General features: G+C 71.0%; 18 protein-coding genes. 10 read left to right on the top strand and 8 right to left on the bottom strand.

Annotated elements, in window-relative coordinates:
- Positions 1-109 precede the first annotated feature (109 nt).
- From AV521_RS17030 to AV521_RS17010, 5 genes are read right to left on the bottom strand one after another with little or no spacing between them, the layout of a single operon-like run.
- Entirely contained in the window at positions 110-1420 is a 1311-nt protein-coding gene (locus tag AV521_RS17030) for a DUF58 domain-containing protein (protein WP_076089171.1), read from the bottom strand.
- Positions 1420-2409, bottom strand: a complete 990-nt coding sequence (locus tag AV521_RS17025; RefSeq protein WP_107480933.1) for a MoxR family ATPase — start codon at positions 2407-2409, stop codon at positions 1420-1422. The genes AV521_RS17030 and AV521_RS17025 overlap by 1 nt, the downstream gene beginning before the upstream one ends.
- Complete coding sequence (locus AV521_RS17020) at positions 2409-3605, bottom strand: DUF4350 domain-containing protein (protein WP_076089167.1); 1197 nt, start codon at positions 3603-3605, stop codon at positions 2409-2411. The genes AV521_RS17025 and AV521_RS17020 overlap by 1 nt, the downstream gene beginning before the upstream one ends.
- On the bottom strand, positions 3602-4381 hold the full coding sequence (locus AV521_RS17015; RefSeq protein WP_076089229.1) for a DUF4129 domain-containing protein: 780 nt from the start codon (positions 4379-4381) through the stop codon (positions 3602-3604). Before AV521_RS17015 ends, AV521_RS17020 begins: the two co-directional genes overlap by 4 nt.
- A 4-nt stretch (positions 4382-4385) precedes the next feature.
- Complete coding sequence (locus tag AV521_RS17010; protein WP_076089165.1) at positions 4386-5750, bottom strand: glycerophosphoryl diester phosphodiesterase membrane domain-containing protein; 1365 nt, start codon at positions 5748-5750, stop codon at positions 4386-4388.
- A 140-nt stretch (positions 5751-5890) separates the two neighbouring features.
- On the opposite strand from AV521_RS17010, the gene mtnA reads away from it, so the two are divergent.
- From mtnA to AV521_RS16975, 7 genes are all read left to right on the top strand, one after another.
- The gene (gene mtnA / locus AV521_RS17005; protein WP_076089163.1) at positions 5891-7033 is read left to right on the top strand and encodes an S-methyl-5-thioribose-1-phosphate isomerase; all 1143 of its coding nucleotides are present in this window, start codon (positions 5891-5893) and stop codon (positions 7031-7033) included.
- 4 nt (positions 7034-7037) lie between these two features.
- Entirely contained in the window at positions 7038-7727 is a 690-nt protein-coding gene (gene mtrA, locus AV521_RS17000) for a two-component system response regulator MtrA (protein WP_191870552.1), read from the top strand.
- 1 nt (position 7728) lies between these two features.
- Positions 7729-9843, top strand: a complete 2115-nt coding sequence (gene mtrB, locus AV521_RS16995; protein WP_179023149.1) for an MtrAB system histidine kinase MtrB — start codon at positions 7729-7731, stop codon at positions 9841-9843.
- A complete protein-coding gene (locus tag AV521_RS16990; protein WP_179023147.1) occupies positions 9833-11668 on the top strand; it encodes an LpqB family beta-propeller domain-containing protein in 1836 nt (611 codons plus the stop codon). Before mtrB ends, AV521_RS16990 begins: the two co-directional genes overlap by 11 nt.
- Before the next feature lie 141 nt (positions 11669-11809).
- Positions 11810-12700, top strand: a complete 891-nt coding sequence (locus AV521_RS16985) for a ComF family protein (RefSeq protein WP_076089223.1) — start codon at positions 11810-11812, stop codon at positions 12698-12700.
- A 310-nt stretch (positions 12701-13010) separates the two neighbouring features.
- A complete protein-coding gene (hpf, locus tag AV521_RS16980) occupies positions 13011-13703 on the top strand; it encodes a ribosome hibernation-promoting factor, HPF/YfiA family (protein ID WP_256725572.1) in 693 nt (230 codons plus the stop codon).
- Positions 13704-13907: 204 nt separating this feature from the next.
- On the top strand, positions 13908-14654 hold the full coding sequence (locus AV521_RS16975) for a response regulator transcription factor (protein ID WP_023550070.1): 747 nt from the start codon (positions 13908-13910) through the stop codon (positions 14652-14654).
- Between the two features lie 37 nt (positions 14655-14691).
- Here the strand turns inward: AV521_RS16975 and AV521_RS16970 are convergent, their stop codons facing one another.
- Positions 14692-15894, bottom strand: coding sequence for a winged helix-turn-helix domain-containing protein (locus AV521_RS16970; RefSeq protein WP_076089161.1), 1203 nt, complete (start codon positions 15892-15894; stop codon positions 14692-14694).
- Positions 15895-15953: 59 nt separating this feature from the next.
- Positions 15954-16523 (bottom strand): GNAT family N-acetyltransferase, encoded by a 570-nt coding sequence (locus AV521_RS16965; protein ID WP_076089219.1) that lies wholly within the window; start codon positions 16521-16523, stop codon positions 15954-15956.
- 252 nt (positions 16524-16775) lie between these two features.
- On the opposite strand from AV521_RS16965, the gene secA reads away from it, so the two are divergent.
- Positions 16776-19586 (top strand): preprotein translocase subunit SecA, encoded by a 2811-nt coding sequence (gene secA, locus AV521_RS16960; protein ID WP_076089159.1) that lies wholly within the window; start codon positions 16776-16778, stop codon positions 19584-19586.
- Between the two features lie 101 nt (positions 19587-19687).
- Here secA and AV521_RS16955 read toward each other — a convergent pair whose 3' ends face one another.
- On the bottom strand, positions 19688-20212 hold the full coding sequence (locus AV521_RS16955) for an Rv3235 family protein (RefSeq protein WP_076089157.1): 525 nt from the start codon (positions 20210-20212) through the stop codon (positions 19688-19690).
- A 329-nt stretch (positions 20213-20541) separates the two neighbouring features.
- On the opposite strand from AV521_RS16955, the gene AV521_RS16950 reads away from it, so the two are divergent.
- On the top strand, positions 20542-21054 hold the full coding sequence (locus tag AV521_RS16950) for a hypothetical protein (protein ID WP_076089155.1): 513 nt from the start codon (positions 20542-20544) through the stop codon (positions 21052-21054).
- Positions 21055-21126: 72 nt separating this feature from the next.
- Positions 21127-21795, top strand: coding sequence for an HAD family hydrolase (locus AV521_RS16945; RefSeq protein ID WP_076089153.1), 669 nt, complete (start codon positions 21127-21129; stop codon positions 21793-21795).
- Positions 21796-21921 lie beyond the last annotated feature (126 nt).

Genomic DNA, 21921 nt, shown 5'->3' with positions numbered 1-21921 from the left:
ATTGAGAAAACCCCCGCACCGGGAACGGTGCGGGGGTTTTCTGCGTTCTGGAGCATTTTCTCAAAGCAATGGAAAGGCGCTTTCCCCGAAGGGCGCGAGCCGGAGCGGATTAGAGCCGGCCCGCCGCCTTCAGAGCCAGATACGCATCCGCCAGCGCCGGCGCCAGATCCTCCGGCGTCGCGTCCACAACCGTCACCCCATGCCGACGTAGCTGCTCAGCTGTGCGCTGACGCTCGCTCTGTGCCTGAGCCGCTGCCGAGGCCTCGTACACTGCCTCCACGTTTCCTCGTGCCTCTGCCATACGTGCAATGTGCGGGTCGGCCACCGAGGCGACCAGAAGAGTGTGTCGTTGGGTGAGCTGCGGAAGCACAGGGAGCAGCCCCTGTTCAACGGGGGCCGAGTCGAGTGTCGTGAGCAGCACGATCAGGGATCGGCGAGGTGCCGTACGCAGAGCGGCCGCGGTGAGCCCGCGGGCGTCGGTCTCGACCAGTTCCGGCTCCAGTGGGGCCATCGCGTTCACGAGGCCTGGCAGTACGTCTCCTGCCGAGCGGCCCTGGACCAGAGCGCGTACCCGGCGGTCGTACGCCAGGAGTGCCACCCGGTCACCGGCCCGGGAAGCAAGTGCCGCCAGGAGGAGCGCCGCATCCATGGAGGCGTCGAGGCGGGGCGCGTCGCCCACGCGGCCGGCGGAGGTGCGGCCGGTGTCGAGGACGAGCAGGATGTGACGGTCGCGTTCCGGGCGCCAGGTGCGGACGGCCACGGCGGACTGACGTGCGGTGGCCCGCCAGTCGATCGAGCGGGTGTCGTCGCCGGGTACGTACTCGCGCAGGCTGTCGAACTCCGTCCCCTCACCTCGGGTCAGCACGCTGGTGCGTCCATCGAGTTCACGCAATCGGGCGAGTTTCGACGGGAGATGCTTTCGGCTGGTGAACGGGGGCAGAACCCGTACCGACCAGGGCAGATTATGGGCGCCCTGACGGGAGAACAGGCCGAGGGGGCCGTTGGAGCGGATCGTCACGCGGTCGGCCTGGCGATCACCGCGACGGGTGGGGCGCAGTCTGGTGGTCACGCGTCTGCGTTCGCCCGGGGGCACGGTCAGACGGTGGCGGGAGGCCTCGATCTCGGTGCCTGGCAGCCAGCTGCTGGGCGGCCAGGCGTCCCGCAGCTGTGCCCGCAGGGGGCGGCGGGACGGGTTGGTGATCGTGAGGGTGACGTCGGCGGTTTCGCCGAGTCGGGTGGAGGTGTCGCCGGACCGGGACAGCACAAGCCGTCGTACGGGCGCGGCGAGTGCGTAGTCGCAGGCGCAGGCGAGGGCCAGGGAGCCGTTGACTGCGAGGATGCCCGTCCAGCCGGGTTCCAGGATGCCGACGGGGATCGAGCCGAGGGCCGCGAGGAGGGCGGCGCGTCCGGTGAGCGCCATCAGCGGGGGACCGGCACGTGGGCGAGGATGGCGTTGATGACGGAGTCCGCCGTCACTCCTTCCATCTCCGCCTCGGGGCGCAGCTGGATCCGGTGTCGCAGGGTGGGCAGGGCCAGGGCCTTCACGTCGTCGGGTATGACGTAGTCGCGGCCCGTCAGCCAGGCCCAGGCACGAGCGGTGGCCAGGAGGGCGGTGGCACCGCGCGGCGAGACACCGAGGGTGAGGGAGGGTGACTCGCGGGTCGCGCGACAGATGTCCACGACGTAGGCGGTGATCTCGGGAGACACCGCCGTCTTGGCGACGGCGGCGCGGGCCGCTTCCAGGTCCGCGGCGCCCGCGACGGGGCGTACGCCGGCTGCGTGCAGGTCGCGCGGGTTGAAGCCCGAGGCATGGCGGGTCAGAACGTCGATCTCGTCCTGCCGGGAGGGCAGAGGGATCGTCAGTTTGAGCAGGAATCGGTCCAGTTGCGCTTCGGGGAGGGGGTAGGTGCCCTCGTACTCGACCGGGTTCTGGGTCGCGGCGACCAGGAACGGCTCGGGGAGCGGGCGCGGGGTGCCGTCGACCGTGACCTGGCGTTCCTCCATGGCTTCGAGCAGTGCGGACTGGGTCTTGGGCGGGGTCCGGTTGATCTCGTCCGCGAGGACCAGGTTGGTGAAGACCGGGCCGGGCTGGAAGGAGAACTCGGCGGTACGGGTGTCGTAGACGAGCGATCCGGTGACGTCGCTCGGCATCAGGTCCGGAGTGAACTGGACGCGTTTGGTGTCGAGTTCGAGTGCGGATGCCAGGGTGCGGACGAGCAACGTTTTGGCGACCCCGGGGACTCCTTCGAGCAGTACGTGTCCACGGCAGAGGAGAGCGACGACGAGGCCGGTCACAGCGGGATCCTGGCCGACCACGGCTTTGGCGATCTCGGCGCGCAGGGCTTCCAGGGAGGCACGGGCGGCGCCCGCGTCCCCGGCGGTCCCGGCGTTGTCAGTGGTCGGGTCCATCATGGACGGCGTACCTCTCTTTCGAGGGCGTCGAGTTGGTCGGTCAGTGCGATGAGGGCCGCGTCGTCGCCGGGCGGCGGTCCGAAGAGAAGTGAGTGCAGGGCCTGGCCGTCCCGTGAGAGGTGGGCGGACAGGGCGGGGAGCAGGGTCTCGGGCGTGTGCGCCTGGGTGACGGAGACGCCGACGAGGGGGGCGAGCCGGGTGCGGGTTGTGGAGCGAAGAGCGGCGGCCGCGCGGTCGCGGGCGTCGGCCTTGCGGTAGAGGCGGGCGCGGCCTTCGGTGGTCTCGGAGGCGCGGATCGCCACGGGGAGTCGTTCGGGCACGAGGGGGCCGAAGCGGCGTGCGCGCCAGACGGCGGCCAGTGCCGCTGCGATGAACAGTTGCAGGGCGCCCCAGAGCCAGCCCGAGGGAAGCAGGTCGAGGAAGTTCCTCCGGTCGCCGTTGTCGGTGACCGAGGTGTCGGAAAGCGAGGGGAGGTACCAGACCAGATGCGGGCGGGAGCCGAGGAGTTGGAGGGCGAGCGAGGCGTTGCCCTGCTCGTCGAGCCGGTCGTTGAAGAGGATGTCGGGCGCTCCGAGCACGACGGTGTCACCGTCCCCGGATGCCTCGGGGACACGCAGCAGGGTGGCGAGCCGCTCGCTGGGGTAGCAGGAGTCGGCGTCGAGGCGGGTGGTGGTGTAGCGGATGCCGCCGGTGTCGGCACTGCCCGCGCGCCGGGCTTCGGGCAGGGTGCAGGCGGGGGCGAGTGTGCTGCCGGCGCTGGTGGCGGGGTCAGCGGTGACTCCGGGCGCGAGTCGCTCGACGGACGGGCTGCCGGCCGCGATGAGGACGGTGCGCCCGCCGGAGGCCGCGGTGGCCTGGTGCAACCGGGTTTGTTGACGGTTCGTCAGCAGGTCGGGTACGGCGACCAGGAGGGTGGTGTCCGGCCCGGCGGCGGCGCGTGCCTCGCCGAGCGTGGTGACGACGCGCGTGGAGACGCCCCGGTCGGTGAGGAGTTGGGCGACGGCGCGGCTGCCGTAGGGGTCGGCGGAGCGTGGGTCCAGTTCGCCGTGCCGGGCGGTGGAGCGTACGGCGGCCATGGCGACGGCGCCTGCCAGGATCAGTACGACGGCGAGCGCGATGCCCCGGGCACGGGTCCACACCTGGCGGACGGTGGGCGCGGTGGAGGTCGTCGGCAGTGTGGCCGGGGCAGTCACTGGGCGGCCCCCTGGCGGGTGTTGTGGGCCGTGCTGGTGGTGCTGTGGGCGAGGGTGGGCCTGGTGCGTTCCAGGTCGCGGTCGAGTTCGGCGATGTGGTGGTACGACTCCTCGGTCGCCCTGCGTCCGCCGTATGTCACGTCGTCGAACTCGCGGGCCGCGGCCCGCAGTCGGTCGGCGTGTGCGGGCAGGGTCCGGCCGGCCTCGGCGGCCGCCTCGTCGGCGGTGCGGCCCGGGCGGACGTCGAGCAGGGTGCGCTCCTCCAGAGAGCGGACGATGGCCCGCATGCGTTCCTGTACTGCCTGGTTCCAGTGGCCCTGGGCGGCGTGTGCCTCGGCGGCCGAGCGGTGTTCGGCGGCGCTGCGGGGGCGGTCGTCGAACAGGACGGCGGTGGAGGAGGGTTGCCGGCGCGGGGTCCCCAGGCGCCACCACAGGGCTGCGAGGACGGCGACGACGAACAGGACCACGACGATCAGGCCGACCGTGCCGCCGGGGGTCGCCGAGGCTGCCGAGTTGAGCAGCCGGTCGAGCCAGTCCCAGAACGCGTTCAGTGCGCGCTGGAACAGCCCGGGGTCGTTCTCGTGGTACATCCGCTTGGACAGCTCGCGGCGAGCCGCCTCCCGCGCGGGATCACGCGGGATGGTCACGGGTGGCTCGTCTCCCGAGCCGCCGGTTGCGCGGGCGGCTACGTCCGCCGCGCGCAGCAGGCCTCGTACGACCGTGCCGTCGGCGCGCGACGGGGCCGCCGCCGTGAGCACTCCCCCCGTGAGACTCACCTCGTCAGCTCCCCGGGACGGGACCGGGGGCCCCGGTGCCGGCATCCTGGATACCGGCGGCGCGGGCCAGTTCGAGGTCGAGGGCCTCGCGGCGGATGCGCTGGTCGATGTAGAGGAGCACGGTGACGCCCGCGCTGATCGGCAGGGTGAGCGCGGTGCCGATGAGGGCGCCGAGTCCCTGGATGATCAGGGACGCCCAGCCGATGTGCCCGCCGCCGGTGCCGAGCAGGTTGTCCATGCCGTCGCCGCTCACTGCGGCCCCGATGGCGGTGAAGGGGATGCTGATGAGGGCCTGGACGATCCTGACGATGAGCCCCGTGAGCAGCAGGATGCCGAAAGTGCGCCACCAGGAACCGCGCACCAGTTTCGCGGAGCGGCTCATGGCTTTGAAGATGCTCTGCCGTTCCAGCATCAGGGCGGGCGTCGACAGGCAGAAGCGGATCACCAGCCACGCCGAGACGGCGATGCCGGCGAGGAAGCCCAGGGCCAGCAGGCCCGCCCCCGCGGCGTCGCTGCCGCCGGTGAGCATGACGAGGATGCCGGGCAGGGCCCCGGCGAACATCACGCCGACGACGATCAGGCCCAGCAGGATGAGCAGCCCGAACAGCTTGGGGAGTTGCGGGCGGGCGTCTCGCCAGGCCTCGCCGATGCTGACCGGCCTGCCGAGAACGGCACGGCTGGTGATGGTCGTGAGCAGAGCGGTCGCGATGACCACGGCGATGCCGGAGATCAGGCTGACGACACCGGCGCCGATCATGACGTCGCGCAGGGCGCGGAACACGTCGTCGGGGTTGGCGTGGGGGCTGGTGACCCGCATCTGGCCGAGGACGTCGTTCAGGATGAAGCCCTGTACGAGGACGAGGCTGGTCGCCGAGAACAGGGCGACTGCCAGCGAGATGCCGAGCACCGTGCGCCAGTGGGTACGCATGGTGGAGACGGCGCCGTCGAGAATCTCGCCGACGCCGAGGGGGCGCAGCGGGATGACGCCGGGCTTCGCCGCGGGCGGGGGACCGCCCCAGCCGCCGCCCCAGGCTCCGTGGCCGCCTGGGGTGCCGTAACCGCCGTAGCCGGGGGGCGGACCTCCGCCGTAGCCGCCGCCGGGGCTGGCGGGCGGCCGGGGGCCCCAGCCCGGGCCGGGCGGCGGGGGCGGCGGGGCCTGGTTCGGGCTGGGGGCACCGGCGGGCGCGGTCCACTGGCCGGGTGGCGGCTGCTCCTTGGACCACTTCGTACCTGGGCGCTGCGCGTCCGCGTCCGGCTGCGGTGCGGACGCGCTGTCGCCGGGGTGGTCGGCGGGGTCGGACGCGCCGGGTTCCCGTCCCTCGTTCGACGGGGCGGATCCGGGCGAGGCCCAGCCCGGAGTGTCTGTCATCGAAGCTCCTTCACGGTGCCCTTCCGCGGAGGCGGCGGCAGGTTGGCAGCCATCGTGCCATGGGGTGGTCACCGGGGGACCGGCCGCGGTGGGCGCTGGATGCCTTCAATTGTCCACCGGATCCGGGGCAGACTGACCGCATGGCTGATCAGCAGGCGCGAACTGACGGGAACAAGCGGCCGACCCAGGTACCCACGATTCGATGGGAGGAACCACCCGAAGGCCCTGTGCTGGTCCTTCTCGATCAGACGCGGCTCCCTGCCGAGGAGGTCGAGCTGGTGTGCACGGACGCGTCGGCGCTGGTGGAGGCGATCCGTTCGCTCGCCGTGCGCGGGGCGCCGGTGCTCGGGATCGCCGGGGCGTACGGTGTCGCGCTCGCCGCCGCACGTGGCTTCGACGTGGCCGAGGCGGCACGCGCGCTCGAGAGCGCCCGGCCCACCGCGGTGAACCTGTCCGGCGGTGTGCGCCGGGCCGAGGCCGCACACCAGGCCGCGCTGGCGAAGACCGGCGATGCCACCGAGGCGGCTGCGGCGGCTCTCGCCGCGGCGCGGACGCTGCACCGGCAGGACGCCGAGGCCAGCGCCCGGATGGCCACCCACGGTCTGGCGCTCCTGGACGAGCTGATGCCCGGCGGTGGGCACCGGCTCCTCACTCACTGCAACAGCGGTTCGCTGGTGTCGGGCGGTGAGGGCACGGCCTTCGCGGTGGCCCTCGCGGCGCACCGTGAGGGGCGGCTGCGGAGGCTGTGGGTGGACGAAACGCGTCCGTTGCTGCAAGGTGCTCGCCTGACGGCGTACGAAGCGGCACGCAGCGGCATGGCGTACACCTTGCTCACCGACAGCGCGGCGGGTTCCCTGTTCGCGGCGGGCGAGGTGGATGCGGTGCTCATAGGGGCGGACCGGATCGCGGCCGACGGCTCGGTGGCGAACAAGGTGGGGAGCTATCCGCTCGCAGTTCTGGCGCGATACCACCATGTGCCGTTCATCGTGGTGGCGCCGGTGACGACGGTCGACCCGGACACCCCCGACGGGGCGTCCATCGAGGTCGAGCAGCGACCCGGCTTCGAGGTGACCGAGGTCACAGCACCCCAGGTGCCGGTGACGGGAGCAGGAGGCGGGATTCCGGTGGCACCCCTGGGAACCCAGGCGTACAACCCGGCGTTCGATGTGACGCCGCCCGAGCTGGTGACGGCCATCGTCACCGAGGAGGGAGCCGTTTCACCCGTGACGGCCGAGGCTCTTGCGGAGCTGTGTGCCAGGTCACGCCAGGTAACGATTAGCTAATGGGATGATGTCGTTTATGAAGGGACGAGTCCTTGTCGTCGACGACGACACCGCACTGGCCGAGATGCTCGGCATCGTGCTGCGTGGTGAAGGTTTTGAGCCGTCTTTCGTAGCCGACGGCGACAAGGCGCTGGCCGCATTCCGGGAGACCAAGCCCGATCTGGTGCTGCTCGACCTGATGCTGCCCGGACGGGACGGCATCGAGGTGTGCCGGCTGATCCGGGCCGAGTCCGGGGTGCCGATTGTGATGCTCACGGCGAAGAGCGACACCGTCGACGTGGTCGTGGGCCTGGAATCCGGCGCCGACGACTACATCGTCAAGCCGTTCAAGCCGAAGGAGCTGGTCGCCCGGATCCGCGCGCGGCTGCGCAGGTCGGAGGAGCCGGCGCCGGAGCAGCTGACCATCGGTGATCTGGTCATCGACGTGGCCGGGCACTCGGTGAAGCGGGACGGACAGTCGATCGCGCTGACGCCGCTGGAGTTCGACCTGCTGGTCGCGCTGGCCCGCAAGCCGTGGCAGGTGTTCACGCGTGAGGTGCTGCTCGAGCAGGTGTGGGGCTACCGGCACGCCGCTGACACGCGGCTCGTCAACGTGCATGTCCAGCGGCTGCGGTCCAAGGTCGAGAAGGATCCGGAGCGGCCGGAGATCGTGGTGACCGTCCGTGGCGTCGGTTACAAGGCAGGGCCGAGCTGACATGTCCGGGGACAGCGCCGCTTCGGCCCCCGGCCGGTCCGGGGCCCGTCCGGAGCGGGCTGTCGGCCGGACTACGGGTGCGCGGTTCAGGAGTTTCTTCGAGGGCGGGCTGCTTGAGGGCGGAGTCCAGGGCAGCCCAGTCCTCAGGTTGTTCCTGCGCTGGGTGCGCCGTCCGCTGTTGCCGGTGATGCGGCTGTGGCGGCGCAACATCCAGCTGAGGGTCGTCGCGACCACGCTGGTGATGTCGCTGGGCGTCGTCCTGCTGCTGGGCTTCGTCGTGATCGGGCAGGTGCGCAACGGCCTGCTGGACGCGAAGGTGAGGGCCTCGCAGAGCCAGGCCACGGGCGGTTTCGCGGTGGCCAAGCAGAAGGCCGACGAGGCGGCCAGCGGCGCCGCCACCGGTGGCGCCGCCGGGACCGGCACCGCGGACGGCACGTCGACCACGGACGGCCGCCAGTCGCAGAACGTCATCCAGTGGATGAGCGACCTCGTGGAGTCGCTGTCCAGCGGCGGCGCGGGCGCCTTCGACGTCGTCACGCTGCCCGTCGGTGACGACAGCGGCGGCGGACGCAGCCCGCGCGGCTCCGGGAACGTCAACCCGACCTCCAGCGTGCCTGCCGATCTGCGTGATCGGGTCAACAGCGGTACCACGGCCGCGCAGAGCTACACCCGGATCGTCTACTCCAACGGCAAGGACTCGCAGCCAGCGCTGGTCATCGGCAAGCAGGTCAACGACCCCAACGGGCGGCCGTACGAGCTGTACTACCTCTTCCCGCTCACGCAGGAGGAGAAGTCCCTCAGCCTGGTCAAGGGCACGCTGGCGACCGCAGGGCTGTTCGTCGTCGTCCTGCTCGGTGCCATCGCCTGGCTGGTGGTGCGTCAGGTCGTCACGCCGGTGCGGATGGCGGCCGGGATCGCGGAGCGGCTGTCCGCCGGGCGGCTGCAGGAGCGGATGAAGGTCACCGGCGAGGACGACATCGCGCGTCTGGGCGAGGCCTTCAACAAGATGGCGCAGAACCTCCAGGTGAAGATCCAGCAGCTCGAGGACCTGTCACGGATGCAGCGCCGGTTCGTCTCGGACGTCTCGCACGAGCTGCGTACGCCGCTGACGACCGTCCGGATGGCCGCCGACGTCATCCATGAGGCGCGCGAGGACTTCGACCCGGTGACCGCGCGGTCTGCCGAGCTGCTCGCCGACCAGCTGGACCGGTTCGAGTCGCTGCTTGCGGACCTGCTGGAGATCAGCCGGTTCGACGCGGGCGCGGCGGCGCTGGAGGCCGAGCCGATAGACCTCAGGGAGGTCGTCCGGCGCGTGGTCAGCGGTGCCGCGCCGCTCGCGGAGCGCAAGGGCACGCACATACGCGTGGTCGGAGATCAGCAGCCCGTTGTCGCCGAGGCCGACGCCCGGCGGGTGGAACGCGTGCTGCGCAACCTCGTGGTCAACGCCGTCGAGCACGGCGAGGGCAGGGACGTCGTCGTCAAGCTCGCCGCGGCGGGCGGCGCGGTCGCCGTCGCCGTGCGCGACTACGGCGTGGGGCTCAAGCCGGGCGAGGCTACGCGTGTGTTCAGCCGCTTCTGGCGGGCGGACCCGGCACGCGCGCGTACCACCGGCGGTACGGGCCTCGGGCTGTCGATCGCCCTGGAGGACGCGCGGCTGCACGGCGGCTGGCTGCAGGCCTGGGGCGAGCCGGGAGGGGGCTCCCAGTTCCGGCTGACGCTGCCCAGGACCGCGGACGAGCCGCTGCGGGGTTCGCCGATACCGCTGGAGCCCAAGGACTCGCGCCGCAACCGCGGCCTCGACGAGGCCGGTCTGCCCGGCGGAGCCGAGGAGAAGCGGGCGACGGTGCCCGTGCAGCAGGGCGGCGCCCAGACGCCCGCGCTGCCGCCGCGCGCCCAGATCGCGCCGCGGCTGGCCGCCGTCACCCCCGCCGCCGACCCGGCCGCACTGCCCGGCAACGGCAACGGCGCGCGCGTGGTGCCCAGGCCCACCGGCGGCGCACGACGCGCGGACGACAAGGCCGCCGCGGATCCGGCAGCCGACGGGGGCGCGGCCCGGCCGGAGACGACCGGCGCGCAGGACTCGACGGAGCCAGGGGAGGCATTTCGTGGGCGCTGACCGCAAGGGGGGCGCCCGGCACAAGCCGGGACGCGCGTTGGCGTACGCCGCCCTGGGGACCGTACTGCTGGCCGGGTGCGCCTCGATGCCCGACAGCGGGGACCTGAAGAACGTGGAGTCCACGCCGCGACAGGACACCGGGGTCCGGGTGTTCGCCATGCCGCCGGCCGAGGGCGCCGGGCCCGCCGAGATCATGCAGGGCTTCCTGGAGGCGCTGACCAGCGACGACCCGGAGTACGACACGGCCCGCAAGTATCTGACCTCCGACGCGGCGCGCACCTGGCGGCCGGAGCAGTCGACCACGGTCCTCGCGGGCGGGCCGAGCATTGAGCCCGGCTGCCGGGCCGGTGGCAGCCCGGACCTGCCCAGCAGCATCACCTGCGTGCTGGCGGGCAGCCAGGTTGCGACCGTGGACGGGCAGCAGGCGTACCAGCCGGCCGACGGGGCCTTCCGCAAGAAGGTCCACCTGACGCGCAACCCCAAGAACGGGCAGTGGCGCATCGACCAGCTGCTTGACGGCGTCGTCATGGGCAAGTCGGACTTCCAGCGCAACTACACCCCCGTCGACAAGTACTACTTCGCCTCCGACACGGCGGTCGGGTCGACGGGACAGCCGGTGGCGGTCGCCGATCCGGTGTTCGTGCGCAGCAAGGTGGACCCGATGACGCAGATGGTCCGCTCGCTGCTGAACGGCCCCACCGGCTGGCTCGGGCCGGTCGTCAGGTCCAGTTTCCCGACCGGCGCGGCCCTGCAGCAGGACGTGTCGGGCCTGGCGCCGGACGACCAGAACAAGCTGACCGTGCCGCTGAATCTGAAGCAGTCCCAGGTCGCGGCGACCAAGTGCACCGAAATGGCGACGCAGGTGCTGTTCACCCTGCGGAACCTGGCGCCGACGCTGGAGTCCGTCGAACTGCAGGGCGTCGGCGGTCACCGGCTGTGCGACCTGAGCGAGGAGCGTGCCGAGTCCGCCGCCTGGCACGGGTCGTCCAAAACCCCTGACAACCTGTACTACCTCGACGGAAGGCACCGGCTGGTACGGATGCCGACGGGGAGCACGAGCACCAGCGCCCTTCCGGCGCCGGGGCCGCTGGGCGAGGGTGCCAAGGCGCTGGAGTCGGTGGCGGTGTCGCGGGACGAGCACTATGCGGCCGGGGTCGGTGACCAGGGCAGATCGTTGTACATGACGTCGCTGGTGGCGGGCGCTTCCGTCGGGGACGCGCTGGTGACCAGCCATGGCGCGACCGCGGACGACCGGCTGACGACACCGAGCTGGGACGCCCGCGGCGACCTGTGGGTGGCCGACCGCGACCCGCGCCATACACGGCTGTACGTCGTGCAAAAGGGTGCCGACAAGCCGGAGGAGGTCGCGATCCCGGACCTGTCCGGCCAGATCCAGGACGCCCGGGTGGCGGCCGACGGCGTGCGGATCGCGCTGGTCGTGGAGAAGGACGGCAAGCAGTCCCTGCTCATCGGCCGCGTCCAGCGCGACGACGGTACCGGGCAGGGGACCTCGGTGGTCGAACTGCGCTCGGCCGCGCCCGATTTGGAGCAGGTCAGCGCCCTGTCGTGGGCCGGGGACAGCAGACTGCTCGTCGTCGGCCGGGAGCAGGGCGGCGTGCTGCAGATGCGGTACGTCCAGGTCGACGGCTCCACGCTCGACGGCCCGGCGCCGGGCGCGCTCCCCGGCGTCAAGACGATCGCCGCGTCCGAGGACGAGAGGGTGCCGCTGGTGGCCTGCTCGGAAGACGGGATCGTACGGCTGCCGTCCGGGGCGCAGTGGCAGAAGGTGGACAAGGACGGGACGGCACCGGTCTATCCGGGTTGAGCGCCGCGTCGCGCATCTCCTCCGCCTGCGTGCGGGTGACGGGCGGGTGAGCGACCGGCGAAGTGCAGCCTTCCGGGCTTGTCCACAGGGGGTTTTCCACAGGGGTGGCCGGACGGCCGCGGCATTGGCACAGTGGTGCACATGCGGGGGTGGTGGCGGGACCTCACCGACCTGGTGCTGCCGACCGACTGCGCGGGCTGCGGAGCACCTCGTACAGTGCTCTGCCCGCGGTGCCGGGGCGCGCTGTCCGGGCGCGCGCCGCGGCGGGTGCGGCCGGTGCCGGAGCCGGCCGGGCTGCCGGTGGTGCATGCCGCCGCTCCTTACGCGGAGGAGGTGCGCGCGCTGCTTCTCGCGCACAAGGAGCGGGGCGCGCTGGCTCTCGCGGGAGCACTGGGTACGGCCCTGGCGGGGGCCGTGCGAGCGGGGCTCGGCGGGAGCAGTGCCGATGTCGATGGGGCTGCTTCGGGCGGCCGGCCGGGCGGCGCAGCGGGTTTCCGGCCCGTGCTGCTCGTCCCCGTGCCCTCCGCCCGCTGGGCCGTGCGGGCGCGTGGGCACGACCCGGTGCGGCGGATGGCGCTCGCGGCGGCCGGGGAGCTGCGGCGCAACGGGACTCCGGCCAGGGTGGCGGCTGTGCTGCGCCAGCGGCGGGCCGTGGCGGACCAGGCCGGACTCGACGCGCGGCAGCGCCTTGCGAACCTCGCGGGCGCGCTGGAGGTGACGGCGGGCGGCGAGCGGCTGCTCGGCGGCGGACACGTCGTGCTCGTCGACGACCTGATCACGACTGGCGCCAGCCTCGCGGAGGCGGCAAGAGTCGTACGGGAGGTGGCGGAAGAGCGAACCAGAGGGGGAACGGCTGTGTACGGGGCCGTAACTCGGGAAGGAAGGGATGAACGACGGATCGGGGCACGGCCGGAGAGCGGGAAGTGGGTGCATGGTGCACCGGAAAAGGCAGCGGTGAACACCCTCGGGCATGCTCTCCATGCGGCTGTGATCGCCGCTCCGCGCGATTCTTTTGAAATAAACAGGAACTGACCGGCGACTTGCATCGTTGCAGGTAGGGAGAGGCGTAATTCACCTGAACGGAGGTACGCCGGAGTAGAGGGTGACGACATCCGTCCGGGCGAGATATGTTCGGTTGTGAGGAAAGGCGCAGGCCACACCTCTCATATCGGAATGCCGTGCCACGGGTTTTCCGCAAACCCGTGCCGACGGGGTGGAGATCTCGCCATCGGGGGAGGAGGAGGTGGAAGTCACCGAGTCCGAGGTCCGGTGCTCACCGGGCCTGGTGCAAAAGGGAGATGCTCCGCCGCTGGAGCGGAGCGATCCGGGAACGGAGTTCTGCGTGGACATCGTCGTCAAAGGCCGCAAGACCGAGGTGCCCGAGCGGTTCCGCAAGCACGTGGCCGAGAAGCTGAAGCTGGAGAAGATCCAGAAGCTCGATGGCAAGGTGATCAGCCTCGACGTCGAGGTGTCCAAGGAGCCCAACCCCCGACAGGCCGACCGCTGTGACCGAGTGGAGATCACGCTCCGCTCCCGCGGTCCGGTGATCCGGGCGGAGGCGGCGGCCAGTGACCCGTACGCCGCACTCGACCTGGCGGCGGAGAAGCTGGACGCCCGGCTGCGCAAGCAGCACGACAAGCGGTTCTCGCGCCGTGGCGCACGGCGGATCTCGGCGGCCGAGGTTCCCGACCACGTCCCGGGCGCGGCCACGCTGAACGGCAACGGCCTCCCCGTCCACGACGAAGAGACCGACGGAGTGCCGACGAAGAAGATCGGCTCGCTGGAGGTCAAGGGTGACGGCCCCCTCGTCGTCCGCGAGAAGACCCATGTCGCCGCACCGATGAGCCTCGACCAGGCCCTCTACGAGATGGAACTGGTCGGCCACGACTTCTACTTGTTCGTCGACGCAGAGACGAAGGAACCGAGCGTCGTCTACCGGCGCCACGCCTACGACTACGGCGTGATCCACCTCAACTCGGACCCGATGGTCGCCAAGGCTCAGGCTCCCGAGGCGGGGGGCACACTGGGCGGCTGACCCACCCGGTCGACGTCGAGCCGGTGCCCCTGGCAGCGCGTGTGCGCCCCCAGGGGCACCTGCGTGCGACCACTTCACGCCCCGCACGTCACCTCGGCGTCGCCTGGGCATGAAATCATGGCCGGACCGGCCCAACCGGTGGGCCGCTGCCTTGGGTTGGCGATGGCACAGGACCACAGGCCACAGCCTCAGGGGGAGGGAACGATGGCGGACACCTTCGGACCGATGCGGGACGAGGATGGCGACGACGGTGTCATCGGCATGGGCCCGGACGCCGGATCCGTACGCGCGGAGCCGATCAGAGTCCTGGTCGTGGACGACCATGCCCTCTTCCGGCGGGGACTGGAGATCGTGCTCGCGGCCGAGGAGGACATCCAGGTCGTCGGCGAGGCCGGCGACGGCGCCGAGGCCGTGGACAAGGCCGCCGATCTACTGCCCGACATCGTGCTGATGGACGTCCGCATGCCCAAGCGCGGCGGGATCGAGGCGTGCACCTCCATCAAGGAGGTCGCCCCCAGCGCCAAGATCATCATGCTGACGATCAGCGACGAGGAGGCCGACCTCTACGACGCGATCAAGGCGGGCGCGACTGGATACCTCCTCAAGGAGATCTCCACGGACGAGGTGGCGACCGCCATTCGCGCGGTGGCCGACGGGCAGTCGCAGATCAGCCCGTCCATGGCGTCCAAGCTGCTCACCGAGTTCAAGTCGATGATCCAGCGCACCGACGAGCGCCGGCTGGTGCCCGCGCCGCGGCTGACCGACCGGGAGCTGGAGGTCCTCAAGCTCGTGGCGACCGGGATGAACAACCGGGACATCGCCAAGGAGCTGTTCATCTCCGAGAACACCGTGAAGAACCACGTCCGCAACATCCTGGAGAAGCTCCAGCTGCACTCCAGGATGGAAGCCGTGGTCTATGCCATGCGGGAGAAGATCCTCGAGATCCGGTAACGGTCCGAGCGGTCTGCGCTGTTTGACCGGAGACGCGCTAGGCGAGCGTGCGGGCCAGTTCCCTCGTCAGGGGCTCGCGCAGTTCCGGGGTGTCCACCCGCTCCACGCGGACGTCCGTGCAGTTCACCCAGGTGGCCGCCTCGAGCAGGGCCTGGGCGATCGCCGGGACCGCCTTAGGGCCGTCCACGGTGACCTGCTTGGCCACCAGCGTGCGCCCCTCGCGCGCCGGGTCCACCCGGCCGACCAGCCGGCCGCCCGCGAGCACCGGCATGGCGAAGTAGCCGTAGACCCGCTTCGGCTTGGGCACATACGCCTCCAGGCGGTGGGTGAAGCCGAAGATCCGCTCTGTGCGTGCCCGCTCCCAGATCAGCGAGTCGAACGGCGACAGCAGCGTGGTGCGGTGCCGGCCGCGCGGCGGTGCCGCCAGGGCCGCCGGATCGGCCCAGGCCGGCCTGCCCCAGGCCTCGACCTCGACCGGGACCAGACCCGAGTCGGCGATGACCGCGTCGACCTGCTCGCCCTTGAGCCGGTGATAGTCGGCGATGTCAGCGCGCGTGCCGACACCGAGGGACTCGCCGGCCAGCCGGACCAGGCGGCGCAGGCACTCGGTGTCGTCCAGCTCGTCGTGCAGCAGCGCGTCCGGGACGGCGCGCTCGGCGAGGTCGTACACCCGCTTCCAGCCGCGGCGCTCTACGCACACCACCTCGCCGTACATCAGCGCGCGCTCCACCGCGACCTTGGTGCCGGACCAGTCCCACCACTCGTTCGTCTTCTTCGCGCCGCCCAGTTCCGTGGAGGTCAGCGGGCCTTCCGCGCGCAGCTGCTTGATGACCTGGTCGTAGGTGCCGTCGGGCAGCTCGTGGTTCCAGTGCGGGCGGTCGCGGTAGGCGCGGCGGCGGAAGGCGAAGTGCGGCCACTCCTCGACGGGGAGGATGCAGGCCGCGTGCGACCAGTACTCGAATGCATGGGGGCGGGCCGGCGACACGCCGACGGACGAGGGCTGCCAGTAGGCGGACTCGACCGTCTTGCGGCTGATCGCGCCGAGCCTGGCGTACGGCACGAGCTCATGGGAGCGGGCGAGGACCGAGATCGTGTCGAGCTGGACCGCGCCGAGATGGCGCAGCACACCGCGGACTCCGGCCCGCCGGTCGGGAGCGCCGAGGAAGCCCTGGGCGCGCAGGGCGATACGGCGGGCGTCGTCCGCGGTGAGGGAGGTGGTCGGGCGCGGCAGGGTCGTCATGCCCCCGGACGATAGACGGCGCCACTGACAGTCCGCGGTGACCTGGGCAGACGCCGGTGTCAGGAGCGGGCGGGCAGGTACGGCGCCGTGGACGGCAGGCCCATGTCCGAGGGGAGCAGGGAGCCGACCCAGCAGTCCCGGCGTACCCCTTTGTTGTTGATCGCGGAGCGCAGGGTGCCCTCGACGGTGAACCCCGCGCGTTCGGCCACCGCGCGGGAGGCGTGGTTGCCCACCTCGGCACGCCACTCGACCCGGTCGACGGCGACCTCGGTGAAGATCCACCGGCAGGCGGTGAGCGTGGCCTCGGTGACATAACCCTGGCCGCGGTGCTCCTTGGCCGCCCAGAAGCCGACCTCCGCCACGCCGAGCGAGCGCATGGTGAGACCGAGCATGCCGGCGAGTTCCCCGCCGGTCAGGAAGACTCCGAAGGTGAACATCGAGCCCTGCGCCCAGCCATCGGGGACCATTTCCTCGGTGAAGCCGCTCGCGTGCTCGGGCAGATACGGTGAGGGCACCGTGGTCCAGCGCTGGATGTCGGGATCCTGCGCGGCGCCGTACACGGCCTGGGTGTCGTGCGGGCCGACCGTGCGCAGGACCAGGCGATCCGTGGTGAGTGTGACGGGTTCCATCGGCCGATTGTGCTCGGCCGCCCGCGTGGCGGCCATCGATTTTCGCTGCGTGTGAGCGCGTGATCACATTTCGCGCAATTCCTCGCGCCGATGCGGCACTATCGCCGTGCGCCGTCCGTTGTCCCGGATGAGGCAGCCGTCGGGTCGCCAGGCCTCCCGGCCCAGCCGGGTCCTCGCATACGATGGCCGTTGCTCAGTAAGTCAAATGGAAACCGACCGTCCCAGGCCCGACCGGCAAGGAGACAAACCCCCGTGTCCGTCCTCTCGAAGATCATGCGTGCAGGCGAAGGCAAGATCCTGCGTAAGCTGCACCGCATCGCGGACCAGGTCAACTCCATCGAAGAGGACTTCGTCGACCTCTCCGACGCCGAGCTGCGGGCCCTCACCGAGGAGTACAAGCAGCGGTACGCCGATGGTGAGAGCCTGGACGACCTGCTCCCCGAGGCGTTCGCCACCGTCCGTGAGGCCGCCAAGCGCGTGCTCGGCCAGCGGCACTACGACGTGCAGATGATGGGCGGCGCCGCCCTCCACCTCGGCTACGTCGCCGAGATGAAGACCGGTGAGGGCAAGACCCTCGTCGGCACGCTCCCCGCGTATCTGAACGCCCTCTCCGGCGACGGCGTCCACATCGTCACGGTCAACGACTACCTGGCCGAGCGCGACTCCGAGATGATGGGTCGCGTCCACAAGTTCCTGGGCCTGAGCGTCGGCTGCATCCTCGCCAACATGACGCCGGCCCAGCGCCGCGAGCAGTACGCGTGCGACATCACCTACGGCACGAACAACGAGTTCGGCTTCGACTACCTGCGCGACAACATGGCGTGGTCGCAGGACGAACTGGTGCAGCGCGGCCACAACTTCGCGATCGTCGACGAGGTCGACTCGATCCTGGTCGACGAGGCCCGTACGCCGTTGATCATCTCCGGCCCGGCCGACCAGGCCACCAAGTGGTACGGCGACTTCGCCAAGCTGGTCCTGCGCCTGAAGAAGGGCGAGGCGGGCAACCCGCTCAAGGGCATCGAGGAGACCGGCGACTACGACGTCGACGAGAAGAAGCGCACGGTCGCCATCCACGAGTCCGGCGTCTCCAAGGTCGAGGACTGGCTGGGCATCGACAACCTCTACGAGTCGGTGAACACCCCGCTCGTGGGCTACCTGAACAACGCCATCAAGGCCAAGGAACTCTTCAAGTGCGACAAGGACTACGTCGTCATCGACGGCGAGGTCATGATCGTCGATGAGCACACCGGCCGTATCCTCGCCGGCCGCCGCTACAACGAAGGCATGCACCAGGCGATCGAGGCGAAGGAAGGGGTGGACATCAAGGACGAGAACCAGACGCTCGCCACGATCACCCTGCAGAACTTCTTCCGCCTCTACGGCAAGCTTTCCGGCATGACCGGTACGGCGATGACCGAGGCCGCCGAGTTCCACCAGATCTACAAGCTCGGCGTGGTCCCGATCCCGACCAACAAGCCGATGGTCCGCAAGGACCAGTCGGACCTGATCTACCGCACCGAGGTCGCCAAGTTCGAGGCGGTCGTCGACGACATCGCCGAGAAGCACGAGAAGGGCCAGCCGATCCTCGTCGGCACGACCTCCGTCGAGAAGTCGGAGTACCTCTCGCAGCAGCTCTCCAAGAGGGGCATCCAGCACGAGGTGCTGAACGCCAAGCAGCACGACCGTGAGGCGACGATCGTCGCCCAGGCCGGCCGCAAGGGCGCGGTGACCGTGGCGACCAACATGGCCGGCCGTGGTACGGACATCAAGCTCGGCGGCAACCCCGACGACCTCGCCGAGGCGGAGCTGCGCCAGCGCGGCCTGGACCCCGAGGAGCACATCGAGGAGTGGGCCGCGGCCCTGCCCGCCGCTCTGGAGAAGGCCGAGCGGGCGGTCAAGGCCGAGTTCGAGGAGGTCAAGGAACTCGGCGGGCTGTACGTGCTGGGCACCGAGCGGCACGAGTCGCGCCGTATCGACAACCAGCTGCGCGGTCGTTCCGGCCGTCAGGGCGACCCCGGCGAGTCCCGCTTCTACCTCTCCCTGGGCGACGACCTGATGCGCCTGTTCAAGGCCCAGATGGTCGAGCGCGTGATGTCCATGGCCAATGTGCCGGACGATGTGCCGATCGAGAACAAGATGGTCACGCGCGCGATCGCGTCCGCGCAGTCGCAGGTCGAGCAGCAGAACTTCGAGACCCGTAAGAACGTCCTGAAGTACGACGAGGTCCTCAACCGGCAGCGTGAGGTCATCTACGGCGAGCGCCGCCGCGTCCTGGAGGGCGAGGATCTGCACGAGCAGGTCCAGCACTTCACGGACGACACGATCGACGCGTACGTCGGCGCGGAGACCGCCGAGGGCTTCCCCGAGGACTGGGACCTGGACCGGCTGTGGGGTGCCTTCAAGCAGCTCTACCCGGTGAAGGTCACCATCGAGGAGCTGGAGGAGGCCGCCGGCGACCGGGCCGGTCTGACCGCCGAGTACATCTCCGAGTCCATCAAGGACGACATCCACGAGCAGTACCAGGCCCGGGAGGCGCAGCTCGGCTCCGAGATCATGCGTGAGCTGGAGCGCCGGGTCGTGCTGTCGGTCCTCGACCGCAAGTGGCGCGAGCACCTCTACGAGATGGACTACCTCCAGGAGGGCATCGGCCTGCGCGCGATGGCGCAGAAGGACCCACTGGTCGAGTACCAGCGCGAGGGCTTCGACATGTTCACCGCGATGATGGAGGGCATCAAGGAGGAGTCCGTCGGCTATCTGTTCAACCTGGAGGTCCAGGTCGAGCAGCAGGTCGAGGAGGTCCCGGTCGAGGCTGCGGAGCCGGTCGGCGAGGGGGTCCAGGAGACGGTTCCGGCGCAGGCCGGGGCGCGTCCCGAGATCCGTGCGAAGGGGCTGGACGTTCCGCAGCGGCGGGATATGCACTTCTCGGCGCCGACCGTGGACGGCGAGGGCGGCATCGTGGAGCGCGACCTTGAGGACGAGGAGCCGGTGCGGTCCGAGTCGGACGGACTGACGCGGGCCGAGCGGCGGCGGCAGGCCAAGGGCGGTCGGCGCCGCAAGAAGTAAACGGCTGCAGCTGGCTGCGGCGCTCCGGCTGTGTCGAAGGGCCGGGTTCCTTTACGGGGCCCGGCCCTTCTGCGTCGCCAGTCCTCAGCCGTCCTGCACCCTCAGGCGCCCTGTGCCGCGGCGGGGCGGGGGCCTGTTTCCACCGCTGTGCAGCGCCAGCGGAGGTCCTGGCCGAGCTCCAGGCGGAAGGCCAGGGCGCGGAGTTGGTCGCCGGCGGAGATGCGGGCGAAGACCTCAAGGGCGCCCTCGCTGGGGACGTAGTAGCCGATGTCGTGGACGACGGGACGGGAGCCTCGGGCGCGCAGCGGACTGCGTTCGGCGAGGCGGGCGAGGTCGTCGTAGGCACGGCCCACGGTGTGCCGGAGCATCCAGTGGACGGGCCGCTGACCGCTCAGGACGGCCAGCAGACGCTCGGCGAAGGCGTCGGTGGGGCGTACAGGCGGCAAGGCGGTCTCCGGCGCTGTACGGGCCGTACTCGCGTTCCGCGGCGCGGCTGGTGGCATTTCTCGCTTGCCCCTGGTCGACGGCTTCCTCGGCGGGGCACCGCCCGGGCGGCGGGTGTCGTGGCGGGTCGGCGGGCGATGACGCGGGCGGGGCTGGGCGGTGCGGCTCATGACCTTGTTCATGCGGTCCCCGTTCGGCGGGCCCGGCTGATACCGGGCGGTAACTCCTGGTGGGGATCTTGTACGGGGGTCGGGAGCGGGGTGGCAAGGACGGCGGGCGGGGCTCGGGAGGGTCCCGCGGCTTCACCCATCAGGGGGATGAAGGGGGCGCTGATCCCCATGATGTCGCGGGTGCACCGGGTGAACGCGTGGCCCGGAAGTGGACGGCTCCCGGGGTGTGGGCACAAACCCGAAAGGGGACGGGCGCACGTATCCTGAAGGCTCTCCGGGACACGCGGCAGCCGGCCTTCCCGGGGCCCAGCGGAGCCTTTGAACAGGAAAGAGCGGCCAGCATGCGCGTCTACGTCCCCCTGACCCTCCCTGGTCTCGCCGAGGCGCACAAGACGGGTGAGCTGGGGACCGGCCCCTTCGTCGCGTATGCCGTCACGCCCGCGTTGCGCGAGTGGCACCTCTCCGAGGACATCGAGGAGCTGGAGTACGCCGCGCTCAGCCGGGCCGCGCTGGCCTCGCTGCGGCTGCTGGCGGCGGATCCGGATGCGGTACGACGCCGGGTCGTGGTCGCCGTGGACGTGGCCGACGGTGCCGCGAGCGTGGACCCGGACCGTGGGCTCGACCCGTCCGCCCTCGGTGAGGTGACGGTGACCGTGACCGTGCCGCTCGCCAAGGCGGCCGCGGTGCATGTCGACGCCGAGGACGCGGGGCGGGACGTGGCCGCGGCGGCGGACGCGGTGGAGGCGGCCGACGGTGGGGACGACGACGCGCAGTTCGTCGTGGACGGTGCGGACGATCACGAGTTGCTGTGGTACGCCACGCAGGAGATCCCGAACCTGGTCGGGCTCGCCTGATCCGACCCGGCCCGACCTGGTGGATTCGGTCGGCGGCCGTCGTTGTCAGTGGGGGCGGGTACGGTTTTTGGCATGGGGATGCACGGAAACGCGCACATCGTCTGGGACTGGAACGGCACGTTGTTCCACGACAATGACGCGATCATCGGGGCGACGAACGCGGCCTTCGCCGAGCTGGGGCTCGCGCCGGTCACGCTGGAGGAGTACCGGTCGCTGTACTGCGTGCCGGTGCCGAAGTTCTATGAGCGGCTGATCGGGCGGCTGCCGACCGATGCCGAGTGGGAGCTGATGGACGGGGTCTTCCATCAGCACTATGCCGAGCAGCGGGGGCGGTGCGGGCTGACCGAGGGGGCGGCGGAACTGCTCGCGGGGTGGCGGTCGGCTGGGCACAGTCAGTCGCTGCTGAGCATGTATGTGCACGAGGAACTGGTGTCGCTCGTGCGGGGGTTCGGGATCGAGCCGCACTTTCTGCGGGTCGACGGGCGTACGGGGCCGTCAGGGGGCAGCAAGGCGACGCACATGGTGCGGCATCTGGCGGCGCTGAGCGGTGCGGTGGAGCCTGCGCGGACCGTGGTGATCGGGGACGCGGCGGATGACGCGGTCGCGGCGCGGCGAGCGGGGGCGCGGGCTGTTCTGTACACCGGGGGGTCGCACAGCCGGGCCAGCCTGGAGGAAGTGGGGGTGCCGGTGGTCGACACGTTGGCGGAGGCGGTGGAGGAAGCGCAGCGGATAGCGGCGTAGCCGCGCCGCCCGGGTCCTGGTGGGCCCGGGCGGGGGCGGTGCCCAGTGCTCTGGCTGGGCGGCGGCCTGCGAATGTCCGCAACTGTGGTGGGTTCGGCCCGCAGCCACGGCGGGGCCGCGCAGGCG

This window comes from Streptomyces sp. IMTB 2501 (assembly GCF_001953885.1).
In the GTDB taxonomy this organism is placed as follows: Bacteria; Actinomycetota; Actinomycetes; order Streptomycetales; family Streptomycetaceae; genus Streptomyces.
Note: the sequence above shows the minus strand (reverse complement) of the source record. Positions and strands in the feature narration are given on the sequence as shown.